This window comes from Rhodococcus sp. JG-3 (assembly GCF_000482405.1).
Lineage (GTDB): Bacteria > Actinomycetota > Actinomycetes > Mycobacteriales > Mycobacteriaceae > Rhodococcoides > Rhodococcoides fascians.
The window spans coordinates 3752911-3777247 of record NZ_KI519398.1; the positions used below are offsets into that span (position 1 = coordinate 3752911).

Annotated in this window: 20 protein-coding genes and 1 other RNA gene; 14 read left to right on the forward strand and 7 right to left on the reverse strand. The window is 64.8% G+C overall.

The annotated features are described in order from the left end of the window. Positions 1-339 precede the first annotated feature (339 nt). From sucB to K414_RS0119115, 5 genes are all read left to right on the forward strand, one after another. On the forward strand, positions 340-2133 hold the full coding sequence (sucB, locus tag K414_RS0119095) for a 2-oxoglutarate dehydrogenase, E2 component, dihydrolipoamide succinyltransferase (RefSeq protein ID WP_027497400.1): 1794 nt from the start codon (positions 340-342) through the stop codon (positions 2131-2133). 149 nt (positions 2134-2282) lie between these two features. Beyond that, positions 2283-3173 carry a TIGR01777 family oxidoreductase gene (locus tag K414_RS0119100; RefSeq protein ID WP_027497401.1) on the forward strand — a complete coding sequence of 297 codons (891 nt, stop codon included), beginning with the start codon at positions 2283-2285 and terminating at the stop codon, positions 3171-3173. Between the two features lie 21 nt (positions 3174-3194). Beyond that, positions 3195-3986 (forward strand): lipoyl(octanoyl) transferase LipB, encoded by a 792-nt coding sequence (gene lipB, locus K414_RS0119105; protein ID WP_037219388.1) that lies wholly within the window; start codon positions 3195-3197, stop codon positions 3984-3986. A 10-nt stretch (positions 3987-3996) separates the two neighbouring features. Next, entirely contained in the window at positions 3997-5010 is a 1014-nt protein-coding gene (gene lipA / locus K414_RS0119110; RefSeq protein ID WP_027497403.1) for a lipoyl synthase, read from the forward strand. Between the two features lie 61 nt (positions 5011-5071). Beyond that, positions 5072-5827, forward strand: coding sequence for a DUF4191 domain-containing protein (locus tag K414_RS0119115; protein WP_027497404.1), 756 nt, complete (start codon positions 5072-5074; stop codon positions 5825-5827). A 37-nt stretch (positions 5828-5864) separates the two neighbouring features. On the opposite strand, the gene K414_RS0119120 is transcribed toward K414_RS0119115, so the two are convergent. Continuing rightward, positions 5865-6329: an RDD family protein gene (locus K414_RS0119120; RefSeq protein WP_027497405.1), complete on the reverse strand. Its 465-nt coding sequence runs from the start codon at positions 6327-6329 to the stop codon at positions 5865-5867. Positions 6330-6498: 169 nt separating this feature from the next. On the opposite strand from K414_RS0119120, the gene glnA (K414_RS0119125) reads away from it, so the two are divergent. From glnA (K414_RS0119125) to K414_RS0119145, 5 genes are all read left to right on the forward strand, one after another. Beyond that, on the forward strand, positions 6499-7935 hold the full coding sequence (gene glnA / locus K414_RS0119125) for a type I glutamate--ammonia ligase (RefSeq protein WP_027497406.1): 1437 nt from the start codon (positions 6499-6501) through the stop codon (positions 7933-7935). 207 nt (positions 7936-8142) lie between these two features. Continuing rightward, a complete protein-coding gene (locus K414_RS0119130) occupies positions 8143-8793 on the forward strand; it encodes an ABC transporter permease (RefSeq protein ID WP_027497407.1) in 651 nt (216 codons plus the stop codon). Then, positions 8786-9982 carry an ATP-binding cassette domain-containing protein gene (locus tag K414_RS0119135; protein ID WP_027497408.1) on the forward strand — a complete coding sequence of 399 codons (1197 nt, stop codon included), beginning with the start codon at positions 8786-8788 and terminating at the stop codon, positions 9980-9982. Before K414_RS0119130 ends, K414_RS0119135 begins: the two co-directional genes overlap by 8 nt. Continuing rightward, a complete protein-coding gene (locus K414_RS0119140) occupies positions 9979-10764 on the forward strand; it encodes an ABC transporter permease (RefSeq protein ID WP_027497409.1) in 786 nt (261 codons plus the stop codon). Before K414_RS0119135 ends, K414_RS0119140 begins: the two co-directional genes overlap by 4 nt. After that, positions 10764-11747, forward strand: a complete 984-nt coding sequence (locus tag K414_RS0119145) for a glycine betaine ABC transporter substrate-binding protein (RefSeq protein WP_027497410.1) — start codon at positions 10764-10766, stop codon at positions 11745-11747. The genes K414_RS0119140 and K414_RS0119145 overlap by 1 nt, the downstream gene beginning before the upstream one ends. On the opposite strand, the gene K414_RS0119150 is transcribed toward K414_RS0119145, so the two are convergent. The 3 genes from K414_RS0119150 to K414_RS0119160 all read right to left on the reverse strand — a co-directional run bounded on the left by K414_RS0119150 (position 11744) and on the right by K414_RS0119160 (position 17941). Continuing rightward, on the reverse strand, positions 11744-14791 hold the full coding sequence (locus K414_RS0119150) for a bifunctional [glutamine synthetase] adenylyltransferase/[glutamine synthetase]-adenylyl-L-tyrosine phosphorylase (RefSeq protein WP_027497411.1): 3048 nt from the start codon (positions 14789-14791) through the stop codon (positions 11744-11746). The two genes, K414_RS0119145 and K414_RS0119150, sit on opposite strands and share 4 nt — an antisense overlap. Positions 14792-14933: 142 nt before the next feature. Continuing rightward, positions 14934-16274, reverse strand: a complete 1341-nt coding sequence (gene glnA / locus K414_RS0119155) for a type I glutamate--ammonia ligase (RefSeq protein WP_027497412.1) — start codon at positions 16272-16274, stop codon at positions 14934-14936. A gap of 101 nt (positions 16275-16375) precedes the next feature. Then, on the reverse strand, positions 16376-17941 hold the full coding sequence (locus tag K414_RS0119160) for an alpha/beta hydrolase (protein ID WP_037220331.1): 1566 nt from the start codon (positions 17939-17941) through the stop codon (positions 16376-16378). Between the two features lie 83 nt (positions 17942-18024). Between K414_RS0119160 and K414_RS0119165 the strand changes: the two genes are divergently transcribed. The 4 genes from K414_RS0119165 to pip all read left to right on the forward strand — a co-directional run bounded on the left by K414_RS0119165 (position 18025) and on the right by pip (position 22193). Beyond that, the gene (locus tag K414_RS0119165) at positions 18025-19749 is read left to right on the forward strand and encodes an NAD+ synthase (RefSeq protein WP_027497414.1); all 1725 of its coding nucleotides are present in this window, start codon (positions 18025-18027) and stop codon (positions 19747-19749) included. A gap of 143 nt (positions 19750-19892) precedes the next feature. Further along, on the forward strand, positions 19893-20744 hold the full coding sequence (gene panB / locus K414_RS0119170) for a 3-methyl-2-oxobutanoate hydroxymethyltransferase (protein ID WP_027497415.1): 852 nt from the start codon (positions 19893-19895) through the stop codon (positions 20742-20744). Positions 20745-20785: 41 nt separating this feature from the next. After that, positions 20786-21235: a hypothetical protein gene (locus tag K414_RS0119175; RefSeq protein WP_045841259.1), complete on the forward strand. Its 450-nt coding sequence runs from the start codon at positions 20786-20788 to the stop codon at positions 21233-21235. A 1-nt stretch (position 21236) separates the two neighbouring features. After that, a complete protein-coding gene (pip, locus tag K414_RS0119180; RefSeq protein ID WP_027497417.1) occupies positions 21237-22193 on the forward strand; it encodes a prolyl aminopeptidase in 957 nt (318 codons plus the stop codon). Here the strand turns inward: pip and K414_RS0119185 are convergent. From K414_RS0119185 to rnpB, 3 genes are all read right to left on the reverse strand, one after another. Further along, on the reverse strand, positions 22183-23628 hold the full coding sequence (locus K414_RS0119185) for an RNB domain-containing ribonuclease (protein ID WP_027497418.1): 1446 nt from the start codon (positions 23626-23628) through the stop codon (positions 22183-22185). The genes pip and K414_RS0119185 overlap by 11 nt on opposite strands. 2 nt (positions 23629-23630) lie before the next feature. Further along, a complete protein-coding gene (locus tag K414_RS0119190) occupies positions 23631-23813 on the reverse strand; it encodes a hypothetical protein (protein ID WP_027497419.1) in 183 nt (60 codons plus the stop codon). A gap of 59 nt (positions 23814-23872) precedes the next feature. Then, positions 23873-24312, reverse strand: an RNA gene (gene rnpB / locus K414_RS28385) — RNase P RNA component class A. Positions 24313-24337 lie beyond the last annotated feature (25 nt).

Consider the following 24337-nt stretch of genomic DNA (forward strand, 5'->3'; position numbering starts at 1 on the left):
CGGTGCCGGATCTTTGTTACCCACCAGTTCGACAGGCGTGTTGCACGCCCTAGGGGAACGGCGAGGCGACATCAATGGAAGGATGACATTAGAGGGTTCAGCTCTCTTGATTGTGAACCAAGGCTCGTGAAGTGAGTAAGTGAGTTGCCGAGAGGGAGTGTCGACGTGGGCGCTGGATCGAGCCGAACGTGCTCGGTGAGTGTCGATCGCACCGGTGCCTCCGTCGAACCGAATCACCCAACTCTCGTCCATGAACCCTGTTCCGCCAGCACAATGGTCTGCGACCACAAGTCGTAAGAACTACATCACCCGCATACAACTGTCGAGGAGTCAACAGACATGGCCTTCTCCGTCCAGATGCCAGCTCTCGGTGAGAGTGTCACCGAGGGAACTGTCACGAGGTGGCTCAAACAAGAAGGCGACACCGTCGAAGTCGACGAGCCATTGCTCGAAGTCTCCACGGACAAGGTCGATACCGAGATCCCGTCGCCTGCTGCCGGTGTTCTCACCAAGATCGTCGCTCAGGAAGACGACACCGTCGAGATCGGTGGCGAGCTCGCTCAGATCGGTGACGCGGACGAGTCCTCCTCGTCCGACGCACCCGCCGAGGATGCCGCTCCCGCCGAGGAATCGGCACCGGAAGAGCCTGCCGAGGAGCCCACTCCCGCGGCCGAGCCCGAGCCGCAGGCCGAGCAGGAAGCTCCCGCAGCGAGTGCCTCTTCCAGCTCCTCCGACTCGTCCGGATCCGGCACCCCGGTGACGATGCCCGAGTTGGGTGAGTCCGTCACCGAGGGCACCGTGACGCGCTGGCTCAAGGCCGTCGGCGACGAGGTTGCAGTGGACGAGCCGCTGCTCGAGGTGTCCACCGACAAGGTCGACACCGAGATCCCGTCTCCGGTCGCAGGCACCCTGCTCGAGATCTCCGCCGAGGAAGACGACACCGTGGCCGTCGGCGGCCAGCTTGCAGTCATCGGTTCCGGCTCACCCGCCGAGAAGGCCCCCGAGCCCGAGGCAAGTCCGGAGCCCGAGGCTCCGAAGGCCGAAGAGCCCAAGGAAGAGCCGAAGCCCGAGCCGAAGCAGGAAGCCCCCAAGAAGGAAGCTCCCAAGGCCGAGCCGAAGCCTGAGCCGAAGCAGGAAGCCCCCAAGGCCGCTCCCGCGAAGGAATCGGCACCGTCGGGCGATTCGAGCCCGTACGTGACTCCCTTGGTCCGCAAGTTGGCGTCGGACAACGACGTCGATCTGTCGTCCGTCAAGGGCACCGGCGTGGGTGGACGCATCCGCAAGCAGGACGTTCTCGCTGCAGCCGAGGCCAAGAAGGCTCCCGCTGCTCCGGCTGAGGCCGCGGCACCCACCGCAGCGTCGAAGCCCGCAGCACCGGCGACCGCGGGAGTTCGTCCCGAGCTCGCACACCTGCGCGGCACCACGCAGAAGATCAACCGAATTCGTCAGATCACCGCGAAGAAGACGCGTGAGTCGCTGCAGACTTCTGCTCAGCTGACGCAGACCTTCGAGGTCGACGTGACGAAGATCGCCGGCCTGCGTACCAAGGCGAAGGCGAAGTTCGCCGAGAACGAGGGCGTCAACCTGACGTACCTGCCGTTCTTCGCGAAGGCGGTCGTGGAAGCACTCAAGGCTCACCCGAACGTCAACGCCAGCATCAACGAGGACGCGAAGGAGATCACGTACCACGCCGATGTCCACCTGGGCATCGCGGTGGACACCGAGCAGGGCCTGCTCTCCCCCGTCATCCACAATGCCGGCGACCTGTCGCTGGCCGGACTGGCACGCGCGATCAACGACATCGCCACTCGCGCCCGTTCGGGTGGGCTCAAGCCCGACGAGCTGTCCGGTGGCACGTTCACGATCACCAACATCGGCAGCCAGGGCGCGCTGTTCGACACCCCGATCCTGGTTCCGCCGCAGGCGGCCATGCTGGGTACGGGTGCGATCGTCAAGCGTCCCGTCGTCGTCAAGGACGACTCGGGCAACGAGTCGATCGGTGTTCGCTCGATGTGCTACCTGCCGCTCACCTACGACCACCGGTTGGTGGACGGAGCCGACGCAGGACGCTTCCTGACGACCATCAAGCAGCGTCTCGAAGTGGCATCGTTCGAGGCCGATCTGGGTCTGTAGACAACCGGCGAGTGTCGCGCCACGTATTCTCGTAGGAGCGCGAAACATTCGCATCGGGGTCTCGTTCACCAGGGGCACGGACAGAGCATCCGGGGCATCATTCGTTCGCGAATGGTGCCCCGGAGTGCGTCAAGGAGGCTTTCGTTCACATGCGCGTAGTCATTGCAGGTTCATCAGGCTTGATCGGCACAGCTCTCGTTGCAGCTCTGCGCGGCCGCAGCCACGACGTCACCAGACTGGTCCGACGCTCACCGGCGGGACCGGACGAGTCGCAGTGGGACCCGTCGCACGGCAGTATCGACCCCGCTGTGCTGGCCGGTGCCGATGCGGTCGTCAATCTGTGTGGTGTCGGCATCGGCGACAAGAGATGGTCCGGTGCGTACAAACAACTGGTACGCGACAGTCGCATAGCGCCGACCGAGGTGATCGCGTCGGCGGCGGCCGACGCGGGTGTCCCCACCCTGATCAATGCCAGCGGCGTCAATTTCTACGGTGACACCGGCGACCGCGTGGTCGACGAGACTGCTCCGGTAGGAGACGGATTTCTTGCCGAGGTGTGCCGAGACTGGGAGAACGCCACGGCTGCGGCGTCGGAGGCCGGAGTTCGTACGATCCTGTTGCGCAGCGGTGTGGTGTTGTCACAGCGCGGCGGAATGCTGGGCAAGCTTCGCCCGCTGTACCTGTTCGCGCTCGGTGGTCGATTGGGCAGTGGCCGTCAATACTTTCCATGGATCTCGTTGGAAGACGAAATCGGTGCCATCGTCCACGGTATCGAGAACGATGCGTTGCGCGGACCGGTCAACATGGTCGGGCCGACGCCGGTGACCAACGCCCAGTTCAACAGTGCGATGTCCCGAGCGGTGCATCGTCCGGCACCATGGGTGGTGCCCGGGTTCGCCCTGAAGGCGGTCATCGGAGAGTTTGCCGAGGAGGCGATCCTCACCGGGCCGCGAGCCATTCCGAAGGCACTCGAGGACGCCGGCTACACCTTCGAGCACAACACCGTGGGCGAAGCACTGCGGGTGGCTGTCGGCTCATGACCCGGCGTAGCGTTTCGGTTCATGAGTGACGTGAACGCCCCGTCGAATCAGGCCACCGGCACCGACTCGGCCCGGGCGAGCCGCGAACCGGTCGTGGTGCGAGAACTGGGCACCGTCGAGTACACCCAGGCGTGGGCTCTCCAGCGGGAACTGGCCGACGCCCGCGCCGACAATCGGGGCCCGGATACGTTGCTGTTGCTCGAGCACCCTTCCGTGTACACCGCCGGGCGGCGCACCTCGGAAGAGGACATGCCGCGCGACGGTACCCCTGTGGTCGAGGTGGACCGCGGCGGCAAGATCACTTGGCACGGGCCGGGTCAGCTGGTCGGCTACCCCATCGTCGCGCTGGCGCAGCCCATCGATGTCGTCAAGTACGTGCGCCGAGTCGAAGAGGCGCTGATCTCCGTGGTGTCCGATAACGGCATCGCATGCGGGCGGGTGGACGGCAGGTCCGGGGTGTGGCTCGCGTCCGAGGTTCGCGACGGCGTGCTTCTACCCGAGCGCAAGATCGCGGCCATCGGCGTGCGAGTTCAGCGCGGCGTCACCCTGCACGGCTTCTCCCTCAACTGCAATTCGGCGATGACGGGTTTCGATGCGATCGTGCCGTGCGGAATCGCCGACGCCGGTGTGACGTCGTTGTCGCTCGAGCTGGGGCGAGACGTCCCGGTCGCCGAGGTACTCGAGTCGGTCACGACGGCAGTTCTGGCCGCGTTGGACGGATCGATGCCGGTCAGAGAGCACGAGCTCGAGCACCCGGAGATCACCACCGCGACGGTGAACCCGCAATTCACGACGGTTCGGTTCGGCGCGTAGCATTGCTGGCGTGACTGTGGCCCCAGAAGGACGCAAGCTGCTCCGCCTCGAGATCCGAAACGCGGAGACCCCCATCGAACGCAAACCCAGCTGGATCAAGACCAAAGCCAAGATGGGCCCGGAATACACCGAGCTCAAAGGTCTTGTGAAGCGTGAGGGTCTGCACACGGTGTGCGAGGAAGCCGGCTGCCCGAATATCTACGAATGCTGGGAAGATCGCGAGGCGACCTTCCTCATCGGCGGCGAACAATGCACCCGTCGATGCGATTTCTGCCAGATCGATACCGGCAAGCCCGAGGATCTCGATCGCGACGAGCCTCGCCGCGTGGCGGAGAGTGTGCAGGCCATGGGCCTGCGCTACTCCACGATCACCGGAGTTGCCCGCGACGACCTCGAAGACGGTGGTGCGTGGCTGTACGCAGAGACCGTCCGGTACATCAAGCGGCTCAACCCCAACACCGGCGTCGAGCTGCTGATCCCCGACTTCAACGCCAAGCCCGACCAGCTGGCCGAGGTGTTCTCCTCCCGCCCGGAGGTGTTGGCCCACAACGTCGAGACCGTGCCGCGCATCTTCAAGCGCATCCGTCCGGCTTTCCGGTATCAGCGGTCGATGGACGTCATCACCGCAGCGCGTGACGACGGTCTGGTCACCAAGTCGAATCTCATTCTCGGCATGGGCGAGACTCCCGAGGAAGTCCAGGAAGCGATTCGCGACCTGCACGAGGCGGGCTGCGACATTCTGACGATCACCCAGTACCTACGACCGTCACCGCGGCACCACCCCGTCGAGCGGTGGGTCAAGCCGGAGGAGTTCGTCGAGCACTCCGACTACGCCACCGAGGTCGGGTTCGCCGGAGTGCTGGCCGGCCCGTTGGTCCGCTCCTCGTACCGCGCCGGACGCCTCTATGCGCAGGCCATGGCGCACCACGGTCGCGAACTGCCCGAGAGCATGAGCCACCTCACCGACGGCGGTGAAGCTTCTCAGGAGGCCAGTTCGTTGATGGCTCGGCTGGCTCCTCGCTGATCGATCCACTCGACGCGGCGCGATGCACGTGAGCGTCGGCACAGGCCGTATCCTGTGAGGTATGGCGAACGGCAGTAAAGCTGGCAAAGCGGCAAAGCCCAGCAAGGAAGCAAAGGCGGCTGCCAAGGCAGCCCGCAAGCAGGCATCGAAGGAACGGCGCAGCCAGTTGTGGCAGGCGTTCCAAATGCAGCGTAAGGACGACAAGGCTCTCCTTCCGCTGATGATCGGAGCGGTGGTCGGTCTCGGGCTGATCGGCTTCCTGATCGGTCTGGCCTTCGGCTTCCAGTGGTTCCTTCTCCCCATCGGTCTCCTGTTGGGCGTGCTGGTCGCGTTCATCATCTTCGGCCGGCGGGTCCAGAAGTCCGTGTACAAGAAGGCCGACGGTCAAGCCGGTGCCGCGGCGTGGGCCCTGGACAATCTTCAGGGATCGTGGCGTGTCACCAATGCGATCGCAGGCACCACTCATCTCGATGCCGTGCACCGGGTGATCGGAAAGCCGGGAGTGATCCTCGTTGCCGAGGGTGCCCCGCAGCGTGTGAAGACTCTGCTGGCCCAGGAGAAGAAGAAGACCGCCCGGCTGGTGGGCGACACCCCGATCTACGACATCATCGTCGGCAACGGGGAGAACCAGATTCCACTGTCGGGTTTGCAGAAGTACCTGTCGAAGTTGCCGAAGAACATCGACGGCAAGCGTATGGACACCATCGAGTCACGGCTGGCCGCGTTGGGCACCAAGGGTGGCCCGGCAATGCCCAAGGGACCGATTCCCGGCGGGGCCAAGATGAAGGGCGTTCAGCGGACCATGAAGCGTCGCTGACCCGTATTTCGACCGACAGCCCTGGTGCGTCGACCCCTCAGCGGGTCCGCAGCAGGGCTGTTCCCGTTGCGCGGTCGTGCATTCCCCTGCCGTCCATATCGGTGATCACGGCCGGGACGACGAACAGCAGAATGAGCTGGCGCACCAATGCCCGGACGAAACCGACTCGCGCATGGGCGTCGATGCGTCCCACCTGTACTCCCACGATGAATTGCCCCGGGGTGAACGAGAACAGCGAGACGCTCGCGATTCCTACGACGAACCACACGGCCAGCACGATCGTCGAGATCAGCCCGCTGGTGGTGTAACCGCCGAGAATCAGCGACGCCACACCGGTGGCCATCATCCAGTCCAGTAGCAACGCCAGGACTCTACGACCGGTTCCGGCGAGTGCGCCGATGCCCTGTGCGGGCAGACCGAGTTGTTCCCCACGGAAGTTCTGCGGCGGTCGTGGGTTCGCGGCCGCCGGTCCGGACAACCAGGACCCTGTCATTCGTGCCATGATTCCCAGGATAGGCGCGGTCGGGCGCGCGGAAAAACGGGTGGACGTACTGTTGTTCGTGCCAACCGTGAACCACGACGTGTAACACGGGCGAAACACGAGCTTGACGGGCGGGCAACACCGAGTCCATACCGTCAGTTCGACGGACTCTCAACTAAGGAGCAAAAGCGTGGCGTTTTCCACGGCCCAAGAGGTCATCAAGTTCATCGCAGATGAAGGAATCGAATACGTCGACATCCGATTCACGGATCTGCCGGGTGCACAGCAGCACTTCTCCATCGCTGCCAAGGCGTTCACGGCCGACACACTGGAAGACGGCCTCGCGTTCGACGGCTCGTCCGTCCGCGGCTTCCAGTCGATCCACGAGTCCGACATGATTCTGCTGCCGGACTACGCCACCGCTCAGATCGACCCGTTCCGCAACGCGAAGACCCTCAACATGGACTTCTTCGTCCACGACCCGTTCACGCGTGAGGCGTACAGCCGCGACCCGCGCAACGTTGCGCGCAAGGCCGAGGAGTACTTGGCCAGCACCGGCATCGCCGACACCGCGTTCTTCGGTGCCGAGGCCGAGTTCTACATCTTCGATTCCGTGCGCTTCGACTCGCAGGCCAACGGCGCGTTCTACGAGCTCGACTCGTCCTCGGGTTGGTGGAACACCGGAGCCGAGACCGAGGCCGACGGCGGACCGAACCTTGGCTACAAGGTCCGCTACAAGGGTGGCTACTTCCCCGTCGCACCGTACGACCACTACGTCGACCTGCGTGACGAGATCTCGACCAACCTGCAGAACGCAGGCTTCGAGCTCGAGCGTGCCCACCACGAGGTCGGCACCGGCGGTCAGCAGGAGATCAACTACAAGTTCAACACGCTGCTCCGCGCGGCCGACGATCTGCAGCTCTTCAAGTACATCGTCAAGAACACCGCATGGAAGAACGGCAAGTCCGCGACGTTCATGCCGAAGCCCCTGTTCGGAGACAACGGCTCGGGCATGCACGTGCACCAGTCGCTGTGGAAAGACGGCAAGCCCCTCTTCCACGACGAGGCCGGATACGCCGGACTGTCCGATCTGGCACGTCACTACATCGGCGGCATTCTGCACCACGCTCCGTCGCTGTTGGCCTTCACCAACCCGACGATCAACTCGTACCACCGCCTGGTGCCGGGCTACGAGGCCCCCATCAACTTGGTCTACAGCCAGCGCAACCGCTCTGCGGCAGTGCGCATCCCGATCACCGGTAACAACCCGAAGGCCAAGCGCCTCGAGTTCCGCGCGCCGGACTCCTCGGGCAACCCGTACCTGAACTTCGCCGCTCAGATGATGGCGGGCCTGGACGGAATCAAGAACAAGATCGAGCCGATGGCTCCGGTCGACAAGGACCTCTACGAGTTGCCGCCCGAGGAAGCCAAGAACATTCCTCAGGCACCCACCTCGCTCAACGCGGTCATCGACCGTCTCGAGGCCGACCACGACTACCTCACCGAGGGTGGCGTCTTCACCACCGACCTCATCGAGACGTGGATCTCGCTCAAGCGTGAGCAGGAGATCGCTCCGGTCAACCTGCGTCCGCACCCGTACGAGTTCTCGCTCTACTACGACGTGTGAGTTCTCGGGTCATCTTTCGTCGGTGACCCGTCGATAGTCCACGAACGCCCGACCGGGCTGACCCGGTCGGGCGTTCGCGGTTCGAATGGGCTTGTCGCCGAAGCCATTTCGTCGTTTCGCTGCAAAAGGGTTCACCTGACGTTTGAATGGGTAACGACGGGGTGCAGAAAAGCATCCGCGCTCAGCCGAACAGAGGACTACAACTGCATGGACGCTCTGTGGGACTTCATTGTCGGGCGGCGAAGGCAGTTGGCGATCGATTCGTATCTCCACGTGTCGGCCGTCATTCAATGTGTCGTCATTGCAACCGTCATCGGGGTGGCGATCGGTGTGCTCGTGTACCGAAGCCCTGCGGGCTCCGCAGTCGCGACGGCCCTGGCGAGTACGGTTCTCACCATCCCGTCGTTCGCACTGCTCGGAGTTCTCATTCCGGTGCTGGGTCTGGGCGTCAAACCCACTGTGACAGCACTCGTTCTGTACTCGCTTCTCCCCATCATCCGCAACACCGTGGTGGGCTTGGCAGCCGTCGATCCGGCCGTTGCCGACGCGGCTCGCGGAATCGGAATGAGCCGCGCTCTGGTGTTGCGCCGCATCGAGATCCCACTCGCGTGGCCGTCGATCCTCACCGGCATGCGCGTCAGTACGCAGATGGCCATGGGCATTCTCGCCATCGCCGCGTACGCCAAGGGTCCCGGACTCGGCAACCTCCTCTTCTCGGGCCTCGCCCGCGTGGGTAGCCCCACAGCTCTACCGCAGGCTCTGACCGGCACTGTCCTGATCGTCCTGCTGGCGTTGATCCTCGATGGGATCTACGTGTTGATCGGCAAACTGACCACCTCGAGGGGTATCCGTGAGTGACTCGACCCGTACATCGAATGTCTCCGGCGCGGAAATCGTGCTCGAGAACGTGACCAAGAGCTACCCGGGGCAGAAGCTCGCTGCCGTCGACAACGTGTCGATGACCATCCCCGCGGGCGAGGTCGTCGTACTCGTCGGGCCGTCCGGTTGCGGCAAGACGACGACGATGCGCATGATCAACCGTCTGATCGAGCCGACATCGGGCCGCATCACGATCGGTGGCAAGGACGCACTGTCGATCGATCCGAACGAGTTGCGCCGCACCATCGGTTATTCCATTCAGCAGGCAGGCCTGTTCCCGCACATGACGATTGCGCAGAACGTCGGGATGGTGCCGGGTCTCATCGGGTGGAACAAGAAGCGAATCGACGACCGCACGGACGAGATGCTGGACCTCGTCGGCCTCGATCCGGCGGTCTATCGCCAGCGTTATCCGCGGCAGCTCTCCGGCGGTCAGCAGCAACGCGTCGGAGTCGCACGCGCTCTTGCCGCCGATCCCCCGGTGCTGTTGATGGACGAACCGTTCGGTGCCGTCGACCCCATCACCCGCGGGTTGCTGCAGGACGAATTGATGCGTCTGCAAGCAGAATTGGGCAAGACCATCGTTTTCGTCACGCACGATTTCGACGAGGCGGTCAAGCTCGGTGACCGCATCGCCGTGCTCGGTAACCAGTCCACGATCCTCCAGTACGACACCCCCGAGGCGGTGCTCGCCAACCCGGCCGACGACACCGTGGCCGGGTTCGTCGGAGCCGGAGCCGCGTTGAAGCAGCTGACGTTGATGCGAGTACGCGACATCGAGCTGTCCGACGTGCCGGTGTTCGGCGAGGACGACTCGGTGGAGTCGATGAACTCCGCGCTGGGATCGGATCCCGAAGCCTGGGGAATCATCGTCGATTCCCGTAGACGCCCGATTCGGTGGACGGATCGACGCCACCTCGCGGGTGTGGGGAGCCTCCGTGACGTCGGGGTGCCGATGGGAGAACTGGTGTCGACCCAGTCGACCCTGCAGGATGCTCTGGAAGCTCTACTGTCCGAGGGCAATGCGACGGCGACCGTCACCGGCAATCGCGGCGAGTACGTCGGCACCGTGACCATCGACGTGCTGATCGACACCATCAAGTCGTTGCGGTCGCAACACGCGAACGATCACGACGAGCCGCGCGAAGCTGCTGGGACTCCGTCGTGACGACACTCGCCGATACCGGCGACGAGACCAAGGACGCCGCGCGTACTGCCAAGCGCGCCGAGCGAATTCGTCTTCTCATCCAGCCGGCCCTGGTGCTGGTGATCGTGGCGATTCTGTTGGTCTACGCGTTGACCAGAGACCTCACCGCGACGCAGGCCGAGACGATCAACATCAGCACGATCTCCACCAGGGTTCTCGAGCATGTGCTGATCACCTTCGTCGTCACCGCGTTGGTGCTCGTCATCGCCGTGCCTCTGGGAATTCTGCTGACTCGCAACGGGTATCGCAAAGCTGCACCACTGTTCATCGGTATCGCGAACATCGGGCAGGCCGCACCGGCCGTCGGCTTGCTGGTGTTGTTGTTCCTGTGGACGGGCGCAACGGGTTTCTGGACCGGCGTTCTCCCGATCGCGTTCTATTCGTTGCTCCCCGTTCTGCGCAACACCATGTTGGGCTTTCAGACAGTCGAGCCGAACTACATCGATGCCGCTCGCGGACAGGGCATGTCGAACATGGGCATTCTGCGCCGCATCGAATTTCCGCTCGCGGTTCCGTTCATCCTGGCGGGTCTGCGCACCTCGCTCGTGCTCGCCGTCGGCACCGCAACTCTGAGCTTTCTCGTCGGAGCAGGCGGGCTCGGCGTTCTGATCGACACCGGCTACAAGCTCAACCAACCACTCATTCTCGTCGTGGGTGCCGTTCTCGCGGTAGCACTCGCGCTGTTGGTGGATTGGCTGGGCGCACTCGCCGAGGCCTACCTCGGACCGAAAGGACTCCGCTGATGCGGCGCACCACCCGACGACTCGCAGCGCTGTGCGCCACCACCGTTCTCGCGCTGACGGGGTGCGGATTGCAGTCCGGCGGCGCGATGCCGTTGTCGGTCGAGGCCGGCAGCATCACTCCGCTCGAGGGGCTCGAAGGTGCCGAGTTCACCGTCGGATCGAAGGACTTCACCGAGCAGATCATCCTCGGCTACATCCTCGAATTCGCGCTGAGCGCAGCCGGTGCCGACGTTCGAGACCTCACCAACATCGTGGGCTCGCAGAGCGTTCGACTCGCGATGCAGAACGGCCAGGTTGACCTCGCCTACGAGTACACCGGAACCGGGTGGATCAACTACCTGGGCAACGAGAAGCCCATTCCCGATGCCACGGAACAGTTCGAGGCAGTGCGCGACGCCGACAAGGCCAACGGCATCGACTGGGTCAATCCCGCGCCGATGGACAACACCTATGCGCTGGCCATGAATCAGCAGGTCGCACAGGAAACCGGTGTGCGCACGCTGTCGGACTACGCCGCTCTGGTGAACCGAGATCCCGCCGCCGCGTCGCTGTGCGTCGAGACCGAGTTCAACAGTCGCCAGGACGGGCTCCCCGGTCTCGCCGCCACGTACGGTTTCGACGCCAACGCCATCTCGGTGCAAATCCTGCAGACCGGCGTCATCTATCAGGCAACTGCGGACGGTTCGCAGTGCCGCTTCGGTGAGGTGTTCACCACCGACGGTCGAATCAAGGGCTTGAACCTGACCGTGGTCGAAGACGACAAGGCGTTCTTCCCGCGGTACAACGCGACTGTCGTCGTGCGGCAGGAGATCGCCGATCGCTATCCGGAGATAGCCGAGGTCACCGCTCCCATCTCCGCTGCGCTCACCAACGAAGCGATCTCGGAGTTGAACAAGCAGGTCGACATCGACGGCCGCGAACCCGCGGACGTCGCACGTGACTGGATGGTCGAGCAGGGCTTCGTCACCGCGGGCAGCGACTAGAGCCCGCCGAACGTCCTCTCCACGACTGCCTTGGCCCGACGCGTGACGCGCAGGTAGTTGTCGAGGAATGCCCCGGCGTCGCCGTTCTCCCACCCCGCCACCTGTGCGACGGCGGACAGGACGGCACCCGGTCTCGGCAGTTGGTCGGTCGGCTTACCGCGAACCAGGACGAGCGCGTTGCGCGCTTTGGTCGCCAGGATCCACGCTTCGCGCAGCAGCTCGATGTCGGTCTCACTCATCAGCTCGGCTGCGCCGATCGCGTCGAGAGTTTGTAGCGTCGAGGTGTTGTGCAGTGATTCGACCTTGTGTGCGTAGCGGAGCTGGATGAGCTGTACGGTCCACTCGATGTCCGCCAGTCCCCCGCGTCCGAGCTTGGTGTGGGTGGCCGGGTCGGCTCCCTTGGGGAGACGCTCGGAGTCGATCCGCGCCTTGATACGCCGAATTTCACGAACGGCGTCGGCGGACACTCCCCCCTCGGGGTAGCGAACCTTGTCGGCCATCAGCAGGAAGCGGATGCCCAGGTTCTGATCTCCCGCCACCTGATGCGCACGCAGCAGAGCCTGTACCTCCCAGGCCTGAGCCCACTGGGCGTAGTACGCGGCGTAGGACGACAGCGTGCGCACCACCGGGCCGTTGCGACCTTCCGGGCGGAGGCCGGTGTCGACTTCGAGAGGCGGGTCGGTGCTCGGCGCTCCGAGCAGTTTCCGGATGCGATCGGCAATGGTGTTGGCCCACTTGACCGCAACGGTCTCGTCGACGCCGTCCACCGGTTCGCAGACGAACAGCACGTCGGCGTCGCTTCCGTAGCCGAGTTCGCCGCCGCCGAGGCGTCCCATACCGATGACGGCCAAGGTTGCCGGTGCCGGTTCGCCGCGCTCGGTTTCGCTGGCTCTGATGGCAGCGGCCAGAGCGGCATTGATCACGGCGGCCCACACCGACGACAGCGCCCGACACACCTGAGGTACGTCGAGCATGCCGAGGATGTCTGCCGACGCCACCCGTGCCAGCTCGTGACGCCGCAGCGCCCTCGCCGCGTTGATCGCTCGCACCGGATCCTCGTACCGAGCCGAGGACGACAGGATGGCGCGGTAGGTCTCCTCCGGCTCGACGTCGAGTAGACGCGGGCCGGTGGGGCCGTCGGCGAACAAGCGAATGACCTCGGGGGCCTTGATCAGCAGATCCGGCACATAGGCCGAGGATCCGAGCACGATCATCAGCCGTTGCGCCACTGCGCCTTCGTCGCGAAGTACCCGCAGGAACCACGTCTGCTCCCCTGCCGACTCCGAGAGCCGGCGGTAATTGAGCAGTCCCGCATCTGGGTCGGGGGTGTCTGCGAGCCATTCGAGCAGGGTCGGCAGCAGCACGGCCTGAATTTGACCGCGGCGAGTACCGGAACCGACCAGCGCTCGCAGGTGGCCCAACGCATTCTGCGGCGTCGCATATCCCAGCGCGGCAAGCTGACGCGTCGCCGCGTCGGGGGTCAAACGCACTGTCTCCGAGTCGAACTTGACCACCGAGTCGAGCAACGGCCGGTAGAAGAGCTTCGCGTGCAGCCGACGGATGCGCTGCGCGTTGCGCTTGATCTCGGCGTTCAGCACACCGAGCGCATCACGGTTACCGTCGGGGCGCATGTGCGCGGAACGCGCGAGCCACCGCAGACCTTCCTCGTCGTCCGGTGGAGGCAGGGTGTGTGTGCGACGCATCCGCTGCAACTGCAGTCGGTGCTCGATCAATCGCAAGAATTCGTAGGACGCGGTCAGATTCGCGGCGTCGTCACGGCCGACGTACCCGCCCTCGGTCAGAGCCGTCAGGGCATCGGTCGTGCCCAGTACGCGCAACGACTCGTCTGTTCGGCCGTGCACCAATTGCAGGAGCTGGACGGCAAATTCGACGTCGCGTAGACTGCCGCGTCCGAGTTTGATCTCCCGTTCGCGCAGCTCGGTCGGCACCATCTCCTCGACCCGTCGCCGCATCGCGCGGACCTCGGGCACGAAGTCCTCGCGCTGACTGGCCAGCCACACCATCGGATTGACGGCATCGACGTAATCGTTGCCGAGGGCGATATCGCCGGTCATCGGCCGAGCCTTGAGCAGGGCCTGGAACTCCCACGTCTTGGCCCAGCGCTTGTAGTAGGCCACGTGCGAGTCGAGCGTGCGAACCAGCTCGCCGCGCTTACCTTCGGGGCGAAGCGCAGCGTCGACCTCGAAGAACGCCGAGGACCCGATGCGCATCATCTCGCCGGCGATCCGACTCGCCTGTGAGTCCGCCGGCTCGGCGACGAACACGACATCGACGTCCGATACGTAATTGAGTTCGCGCGCACCACATTTGCCCATGGCGATGACGGCCAGCCGCGTCGGACACGGGGCATCGGGACACACGGTCGCCACCGCAACCGACAGAGCCGCAGTGAGCGCCGCGTCTGCCATGTCGGACAGTTGAGCTCCCACCACCGTGTACGGCAGAACCGGTTCGTTCTCGACGGTCGCGGCAAGGTCGTACGCGGCCAACACCATGATCTGGTCGCGGTACTTCTTGCGCAGGGCGATCACGGCGGGCGGGCCGGTGACGGACGCGCGGTACAGATCGGGTGCGGCATTGGGCCCGGTCTCCGGCTCGGCCCCGACGGCCTCGAGCAGTTCCGCGACCAGCGTTGCCTTGCTGGGCAACTGGATCTTCGCCGACACACCGCTGCTCTGACCTTCCGCGGTCAGTAACAACCGCCAGGTGGTGTCGTCGGCAACGAGGTGGTCGGCGAGTGCACTGGACGCGCCGACGAGTCCCAGGAGGCGGCCGCGGAATCCCTTGTCGTTACGCAGTGCGGTGTCGAATTCGGCCCAGCCACTGCCGAGCATCTCGTACATGCGCACCAGCGTGCGCAGTGCGAGATCGGCGTTGGGGGCACGCGAGAGCGACCACAGCAGCTCGAGACTCTCTTCGCCCGTCCAGCCCAGGGTGCGCAGATCGGACGGCGCAGTCTCCTCGACGAGACCGAGGCGGCCAGGTCCGGGTACGACCGACCTGGAAGTGGGAGGACGCACCATCAGAATCCACCTCGGGGTGCCACAGATATACCTCGTCGTCAGTAATGCGACGCGAGGGTGCCCACGCCGGCATCGAACCTACATTCGGGATCGACTAGAACGTAGCCCATGGCAGCGGTGGGTTGTTACAGACCCCGCTGCTCTACAAACCGAGGTACGCCCTCAGCTCGTACGGCGTGACGTGGCTGCGGTATTCCTCCCACTCGCGACGCTTGTTGCGCAAGAAGAAGTCGAACACGTGCTCGCCCAGTGCTTCTGCGACCAGCTCGGAACCCTCCATCGCGTTGAGCGCTTGGTCGAGGTTGCCCGGCAGTTCCTTGTAGCCCATGGCGCGACGCTCCGCGGAGGTCAATGCCCACACGTCTTCCTCGGCCTCGGGAGGAAGGGTGTACCCCTTCTCGATTCCGCGCAGGCCTGCCGCGAGCAGCACCGCGAACGCGAGATACGGGTTGCAGGCCGAATCGGGGCTACGAATCTCGACGCGTCGCGACGACGCCTTGTTCGGCGTGTACATGGGCACACGAATCAATGCCGACCGGTTGGCCGGTCCCCAGGATGCAGCGGTCGGGGCTTCGCCACCACGCACGAGACGCTTGTACGAGTTGACCCACTGGTTGGTCACGGCACTGATCTCGTTGGCGTGCTCGAGGATGCCGGCGATGAAGGACTTGCCGGTTTCGGACAGCTGCATCGGATCGTCCGGGTTGTGGAAGGCGTTGGCGTCGCCCTCGAACAAACTCATGTGCGTGTGCATCGCCGAGCCGGCCTGGTCGCTGAACGGTTTGGGCATGAACGTCGCGCGCACGCCCTCTTCGATGGCGACTTCCTTGACCACGTAGCGGAAGGTCATGATGTTGTCGGCCATGGACAGTGCGTCCGCGTACCGCAGATCGATCTCCTGCTGGCCCGGCGCTGCCTCGTGGTGGCTGAACTCGACCGAGATGCCCATCGACTCGAGCGCGTCGATGGCATGCCTGCGGAAGTTCGGAGCCGAGTCGTGCACGGCCTGGTCGAAGTAGCCGCCGTTGTCTGCCGGGGTCGGCGGTGAGCCGTCCTGGGGAGCGTCTTTGAGCAAGAAGAATTCGATCTCGGGGTGCACGTAGCAGCTGAATCCGAGGTCGGCAGCCTTGCTCAGCTGGCGACGCAGCACGTGGCGCGAATCGGCCCAGGACGGCGAGCCGTCGGGCATGGCGATGTCGCAGAACATGCGGGCAGAGTGCTGGTGACCCTTGCTGGTCGACCACGGCAGAATCTGGAACGTCGACGGATCCGGCTTGGCGACGGTGTCGGCCTCGGAGACGCGGGCGAATCCTTCGATGGCGCTGCCGTCGAAGCCGATTCCCTCGTCGAATGCACCTTCGAGTTCAGCGGGTGCGATGGCCACCGATTTGAGGTACCCGAGGACGTCGGTGAACCAGAGGCGGACGAAACGAATGTCGCGCTCTTCGAGAGTCCGGAGCACGAATTCCTTTTGACGATCCATGAACGCGAGAGTAAGCAAACGGAGTTAAATCTGTGTTACATCGTGAATTCAGTCTCACTTCGTGGAACTCTCCGCTCACCGCGCGCCCGGTGAGGTAGGTGTCAGCAGACCAGCCCTTCGCCTGGTGGGACGAGGTCCACGAGGTAGTTCGTCAGCGGCTCGTCGATGCACTCGACTCCCGAGAACGCCACCGTGTGTTGAGTGCCGTTGTAGGTGACCAGGTCGCCGCGCAGCTGGTCGGCCAGTTCCACGCCCGCTTGGTAGGGCGTCGCCGGATCGTTCGTCGTCGAGACCACCACCAGCGTGGGCAGCCCTTCCGCCTCAACGATGTGGGGCTCGCTGGTGTTCGGCACCGGCCAGAACGCACACAGATCCAGCGGCGCGTTCCCGGTGGAGCGGCCGTCGTCGAGGTACGGCGCTGCCGCTCGGAACCTGGCGTCGGCCTCGTCGGCCTCTCCCCGGTCGGTGGTCGGCGGGCCGTCGACGCATCGGACGGCGTTGAACGCGTCGTCGATGTTGGTGTAGCTACCGTCCTCGAGTCGCCCGGAGTAGGTGTCGGCGAGGCGCAGCAGTGTGTCTCCCCTGCCCTCTCGCAGTTCGTTGAGGCCGGCTCGCAACAAGCGCCAGAGCTGCGGTGAGTACAGCGCCTGTTGCGCTCCGGTGATCGCGTCGTCGTAGCTCAGTCCGCGCGGATCGGTGGTGTCGGCGGGCGTATCGACCAGCGGGTCGACCAATGTCCGGAACTGCGCCACGGCCTGGGACGGATCGGTGCCGAGCGGACAGGTATCCGTCTGCGTGCAGTCCGCAGCGAACTGGTCGAACGCGGTCTGGAACGCCGCACCCTGGGCGACGGCCTCGTCGACGGGCGATTGGTCGGGATCGAGTGCTCCGTCGAGCACCATGGCCCGGACGTTCGACGGGAACGCCTCGGCGTAGGCGGTACCGATGCGTGTCCCGTACGAGTACCCGACGTACGTGAGCTTCTCGTCGCCGAGCACTGCGCGGATGACATCCATGTCGCGGACGACTTCGCGGGTGCCGACGTGTTCGAGCACGTCGGCCCCGGTGCGTTCGACACATTGCGCCGCGTAGTCACGATGATCGGCTTCGGTGGCGGCGATCCCTTCCGGGCTGACGTCGACGTCCGGTTCCCGACGCTCTTCGTCGACTCCCTCGGACGTCAGGCAGCGCACTTCGGGTTCGGAGGCCCCGATCCCACGTGGGTCGAATCCGATGCGGTCGAACCGGTCGGCGATCGGGGTGCCGTCGGCTTGCTCGGCGAGATAGAGCCCCGACGATCCCGGACCGCCCGGGTTCATCAGGATCGACCCGATCTTCTCCCCCGTCGCCTGAGTGCGAGAGATCGCGATGTCGATGGTCTTGCCGCCCGGATCGGCGTAGTCGAGTGGCACGGTCACTCGGGCGCATTGGACTGCATCGCCGACTTCGGACCCGTCCGTGTTGTAGGACTCGCACGATTCCCACTGCAGATTCTGGGTGTAGAACGCCTCGAGCCCCGCAGGAACAGGACCGGCGGGAGCCGAGAACGTGGAGTCGGACGCGGTGGACGGATCGGGGTCGGCACCGGGCCCGGGCGCGGAGCAGCCGGCGAGGACGAGGGCGACTGCGGACAGTGCCACGACCGACGTCGTGGTGCGCGTTCTCATGAGTCGATCGTGCCAGGTCTTTCCGGCCACACTCCATTCTCGCTGCCCGGCAGGGACGGCCGTCGAGCACTAGCGTCTACACGGTGCAGGCCCTCAGACTCGCCCTCGCCCAGATCAATCCCGTCGTCGGCGATCTCGAAGCGAATGCGGCGGCGATCGTCGAATGGACCGTCCGTGCCGCCCATGACGGTGCCAACGTGGTCGTGTTTCCGGAGATGGCCCTGACCGGGTATCCGGTCGAGGATCTGGCGCTGAATCCGTCGTTCGCCGCGGCATCGGCGCGGGCACTGACGGGGCTGGCGGAGTCCCTGGACCGAGCGGGGTGCGGCGACCGCATCGTCGTGGTCGGGTATCTCGACCGCGATGTCGAGGGCTCGAGAAACAGCGCGGCGGTGATCGTCGACGGCCGGGTCGCAACTCGGTACGACAAGCATTCATTGCCCACCTACCGGGTGTTCGACGAGGCACGTTATTTCGCGCCCGGCTCCCGGTTGAGCATCGTGACGGTCAACGGCGTGCGACTCGGACTCGTTGTGTGCGAGGACATCTGGCAACCCGGCGGATCCGTGGCCGCCTACGCCTCGGCCGGAGTCGATCTGCTGCTGTGCCTCAACGCGAGCCCCTTCGAGCAGGGGAAGGACACGATTCGCCACTCTGTCGTCCAGCGCCGAGCCACCGAGATCGGGACCCCCATCGCGTACGTGAACGCGGTCGGCGGTCAGGACGAGCTGGTGTTCGACGGGGGAAGTCTCGTGCTCGGTCCCGACGGCTCGACGTGGGGCCGGGCTCCGCAATTCGTCGAGCACTTGCTGATCGTCGACGTGGATGCCCCCACGGATCTGGTCGCGGACTCCCCCGCGGTGGCGGGCTGGATTATTGATCGCGTCGCTCTGCCCGACGTGGCGATCAGCGGCTGGCAGCGTACCGAGCCGTACCTGGCTCAGCCCCTCGGCGCCGAGGAACAGGTGTGGGGCGCGTTGGTGACCGGGCTACGAGATTACGTGCACAAGAACGGCTTTCGTGCGGTCACCCTCGGTCTGTCCGGTGGAATCGATTCGGCGGTCGTCGCCGCCATCGCCGTCGATGCCCTCGGCGCTGACGCGGTGTACGCAGTGTCGATGCCCTCGGAGTTCTCCTCGGAGCATTCACGCATCGATGCCGAGGATCTCGCCGCGCGCACCGGCATTCACTTCCGAACCGAACCGATTTCCCAGCTGGTCGCCGGCTTCGTGGACCAGCTGCACCTGACCGGCGTGGCCGAGGAGAACGTCCAGGCGAGATGCCGGGGAATCGTGTTGATGGCGCTGTCCAACACCTTCGGTCATCTGGTCCTTGCCACCGGGAACAAGTCCGAACTGGCGGTGGGTTATTCGACGATCTACGGCGACGCGGTCGGCGGCTTCGCACCGATCAAGGACGTGCCCAAGACGCTGGTCTGGGAATTGGCGCGCTGGCGCAACGAGTCCGCGATCGACCGCGGAGACGTCCCGCCGATCCCCGAATCGAGCATCGACAAGCCGCCCTCGGCCGAGCTTCGGCCGGGTCAGCTCGACACCGATTCACTGCCCGACTACGACACCCTCGACGCCATCCTGTTTCGGTACGTCGACCACGATCAGGGCGTCGCAGACATCGTCGCGGCGGGTTTCGACGCGACCGTCGTGGCGGACATCGTGCGCAAGGTGGACACAGCGGAATACAAGCGGCGGCAGTATCCGATCGGCACCAAGGTCACCTCGCGGGCGTTCGGACGCGATCGCCGGATGCCGATCACGGTCGGGAGGGACGCGTACGAGCCCCCGATGTGACGATCAGCTGTTGCCGTGACTGTGACAAATTGCACTCCCTACCAGCATTCCTGCGACGGAAGGGCGGTGGCAGACTGGGGACGTCATCACACCCCATCCCGGGGACCCGCCGCGCGGGCCTCGAGGACCAGAAAGGGACAAAGATGTCCGAAAATGCTGTGTACGGCGGTTCGTCCACCGAATCTCCGGCGACCGCGCTGACCCGCAAGACCCGTACCCACCATCTGCTGCAGATGAAGGCAGAGGGTGAGCGTTGGGGAATGCTGACGGCGTACGACTACTCCAGTGCCCGCATCTTCGAGGAAGCCGGCGTGCCTGTGCTTCTCGTCGGTGACTCCGCGGCCAACGTCGTGTACGGCTACGACACCACCGTGCCGATCACCGTGGACGAGTTGCTTCCTCTCGTACGTGGAGTGGTACGCGGCGCACCGCACGCGCTCGTCGTCGCAGATCTGCCCTTCGGTACCTACGAAGCCTCACCGCAGCAGGCCCTCGAAACCGCTGTTCGTTTCATGAAGGAAGGTCTCGCGGGCGCCGTGAAGCTCGAGGGCGGCGAGCGGGTCGCACCGCAGATCGCCGCCATCACCGCTGCCGGCATCCCCGTCATGGCCCATGTGGGATTCACCCCGCAGAGCGTCAACACCCTTGGCGGATTCCGCGTTCAGGGTCGCGGTGACGCGTCCGAACAACTCGTCGCCGACGCCATCGCCGTACAGCAGGCAGGTGCCTTCGCCGTCGTCATGGAGATGGTCCCCGCCGACATCGCCGGCCAGGTCACCCGCAAGCTCACGATCCCGACGGTCGGCATCGGAGCGGGCAACGAATGCGACGCTCAGGTCCTCGTGTGGCAGGACATGGCCGGATACACCAACGGCAAGACCGCCAAGTTCGTCAAGAAGTTCGCCGACGTGGGCGATTCGCTGCGCACCGCAGCCACCACGTACATGTCCGAGGTGCGCTCGGGAGTCTTCCCCGGACCCGAACACAGCTACTGACCGTCGTCGTCTGATCCCGGTTCGGATGGCACACTCGGGCCATGACAATCAGACGGGGTACGACGTCCATTGCAGGACGAAGCGCAGTCGCACTGGTCGGTGCGGCTGCGCTTCTCGCCGTAGTGGGGGCATGCAGCACCGACACGACCAATACCGGTTCGTCGTCGACCACGACGACCGCTCCGAGCACGACGGTGGCGACGACGACTCCTGCGGGAGCGGCTGTCACCGATGCCCAGAAGCAGCAGCTGTGCACCGATCTCGAAGCGCAGCTGTCCAATTGGCGCGTGCAAGGCCCCACTCTCGGTCGCGGCGGACTGAACATTCTGGTGCAGACCTGGGCTGCGCAGAGCGGCGTCATCAATCTCCAGGTGGTGCAGAATCGCGCGCTCGTCGACGACATCACGAAGGAAACGTGCTCGGACGTGCGGGACGAGGCCATCCGCTCCCTCGACATCCCGGATCTGGCCTCCGGTCTGGTCGGTTTCTAGGATGCGCACCTTGTACCCGGAGATCGAGCCCGTGGAGACCGGTCACCTCGAGGTCGGCGAAGGGCAGCGGATCTACTGGGAGATCTCCGGCAACCCCGACGGCGAACCGGTGGTGTTCGTGCACGGCGGTCCCGGCGGTGCCACCAATCCACTACAACGTCGCTACTTCGATCCGCAGGTCTACCGCATCGTGTTGTTCGATCAGCGAGGCTGCGGGCTGTCGACCCCACATATTGCCGACGGGGCAGATCTGACGGTCAACACCACCGATCGCTTGATCTCCGACATGGAGAAACTCCGCGAGCACCTGAACATCGACACCTGGTTGGTGTTCGGCGGATCCTGGGGCTCCACGTTGTCGCTGGCCTACGCACAGACGCATCGAGACAGGGTGCGGGGACTCGTGCTCCGAGGAATCTTCCTCGTCCGGCCGTCGGAGATCGACTGGTACTACCGCGGCGGTGCCGGACACATCTTCCCGGACCTGTGGGAGGAGTTTCTCGCCCCCATTCCGGAAGGCGAACGAGACGGGGATCTGGTCGAGGCATATCACCGACAGTTGATGTCCGAGGACGACGCTGCCGCGACCCGGGCGGCGGTGGCGTGGTCGTCCTGGGAGGCAGCGACAAGTTACCTGCTCCCGAAACCCGATGCCGTACAGCATAATTCGGATGGCCGTTTCGCCCGCGCTTTCGCCGGAATCGAGAACCATTACTTCCGCCACGGGTGCTTCCTCGAAGAGAACCAGTTGCTACGCGACGCGCACCTGCTCGACGGTATTCCTGGCGTGATCGTGCAGGGCCGCTACGACGTGGTGTGCCCGGCCACGAGCGCGTGGGCACTGCACAAGGCCTGGCCGAGTGCAGATCTGGTGATCGTCGACGATGCCGGCCATTCTGCGGCCGAGCCGGGCATCGTCCACCACCTCGTCGAGGCGACCGACCGATTCAGGCCGTGACAGACGGATAGTCGAATCGGACTGTGCGCGAGTCGGTGTCGGCCCGGGTCAATCGGACCTTCACCGACTCCCCCGCAGGCGGCTCGCCGTCGCACTTGCCCATGACGATCGGTTCGGACACGAGCACCTCGGCGTCGCGCTTGCCCTCGGCACCGCGCAGCACCACTGCGTCGAACGTATGACCTACGCGATCTTCGAGCACGTGCGCTTCGGTCAGATCGATGCAGGCTCGGTCCACTTTCGATGCTGCAGAATCCGATCCACGCATGATTGCCGGTAGCTCCGGTAGCGCCTGCGCCGCCCACTCGGGGATGGGCACACCGGCGACCACGGCCAGACACACCTCGGTGGCGAACCGATCCGACAGCCGTCGCAACGGGGCCGTCACATGGGCGTACGGCGCTCCGATACCCGAGTGTTCGACGGAATCGTCGGTGCCGGGTGCATCGATGGTCGAGTTCGGAGTTCGACTGTCGAACGCCGAATAGTCGGCTCCCCGAAGCAATCCCGTGGCCTGAGTCATCATCGCCAGAGTCGACGGTTCGTCGGTGGGCAGGCCGGCGAGTACCGCGCCGGCGGACGCCCCGGCGGGCCACTCGATTCCGAGTGCGTTCGCGGTCTTCTTCAGGGTCTCGACGGCCTCGGGCGGTGCGGGCGGAAGCGTGCGTACGATGCCGATTCCGGCGTCGAGCATGATTCTGGCTGCGCACATGCCCGTCAGCAAGGACACCTCGGCGTTCCAGCCGTCCACTGCTGTTCGCGGTTGCAGAACGATTCGCCAACCATGGCCGTCCGGAACCACTTCCTGCTCGGGGAGCGTGATGTCGATGGCTCCTCGACGCCTCGCTGCCTCCGCCCGTAGGTGTCCGAATTCGGCAAGGGCAGCGATCGACGGGTGCGGTGTGCCGGCGTCGAAGTCGGCTTGCACTCCCGCGTAATCGAGACGCGCGGTCGAACGCACGAGCGCCCGGGTGACGGTCCACGCCGCGGCTTCACCGACGTCGTCGAGTTCGATGGTCCACAGCGCAGCGCAGCGAGTCTGTCCCTCCAACAGGCTTCCCGAGCCCTCCGACAACTCACGCGGGTGCAACGGAACAGATCCGTCGGGGAGATAGTACGTCTGGCCGCGTCGGCGGGTTTCCACGTCGAGCGCTCCCCCCGGCATCACCAGCGCACCCACGTCGGCGATCGCGTAGTGCACCACCAAGCCGTTGGCCGTCTTCTCGATGTGCACCGCTTGATCGAGATCCTTCGAGCCGAGTGGGTCGATGGTGACGAAAGGAATGTCGGTGCGGTCGATTCTGCTGTCGGCGTGCAGGTCTCGGGCTTCGATCGCTTCGCGCATCACGTCTGCGTCGAAGACATCGGACAGACCGAACTCGGATCTGATGGACTCGAAATCGAAGTTCGGAGCCCTCAGCCGGGTGAGCAGCACCGTCAGTTGTTCCAGTCGTCGTCGGAGTCGGCGGCCTTGTTGCGGGCGGCTGCGATCTTCAGCGCCTGCTCTGCGGTGGCCTTGTCCGGATACGGACCCATGCGGTCGAGGGCATTGGTCTCCTTGCCCTGCACAACCTGCTTGGTGCTGATGTCGTAGTACCAGGAGCTGTCGTCGTCGGTCATGACTTCCAGTGTGCCCCATACAGCCACGCCGCAGGTGTACCGCGCGAGAAATTGGAGTGCGAACGAGTCGGCCTGTAAGCCGGATCCTGTGCATCGATCCGCTCTCGCGAGATCGAATAGACGACCATCCATCTGGGCACACCGTTGCCGGGTACCTCGAGCAGTCCACCCGCAGGCTCGGGCGAGCAGCCCTCGAGCACCTGCGCAGCTGCACCCCTTGCGCGGTGCAGCCTTCGACCTTGCTCCGGGCGGGGTTTACCTAGCCACCCCAGTCACCTGGGATGCTGGTGCGCTCTTACCGCACCGTTTCACCCTGACCTGCGTTTCGTTTCCGAAGAACCGAACCGCAGGCGGTCTGTTTTCTGTGGCACTGTCCCGCGAGTCACCTCGGGTTGCCGTTAACAACCGCCCTGCTCTGTGGAGTCCGGACTTTCCTCGGCCCGAAGCGGAACGGAACCTGTCCGTCGGTACTTCGAGCCGCAGCCGTCCAGCCAACTCGTTCGCGATTGCGTACTCTACCCGCC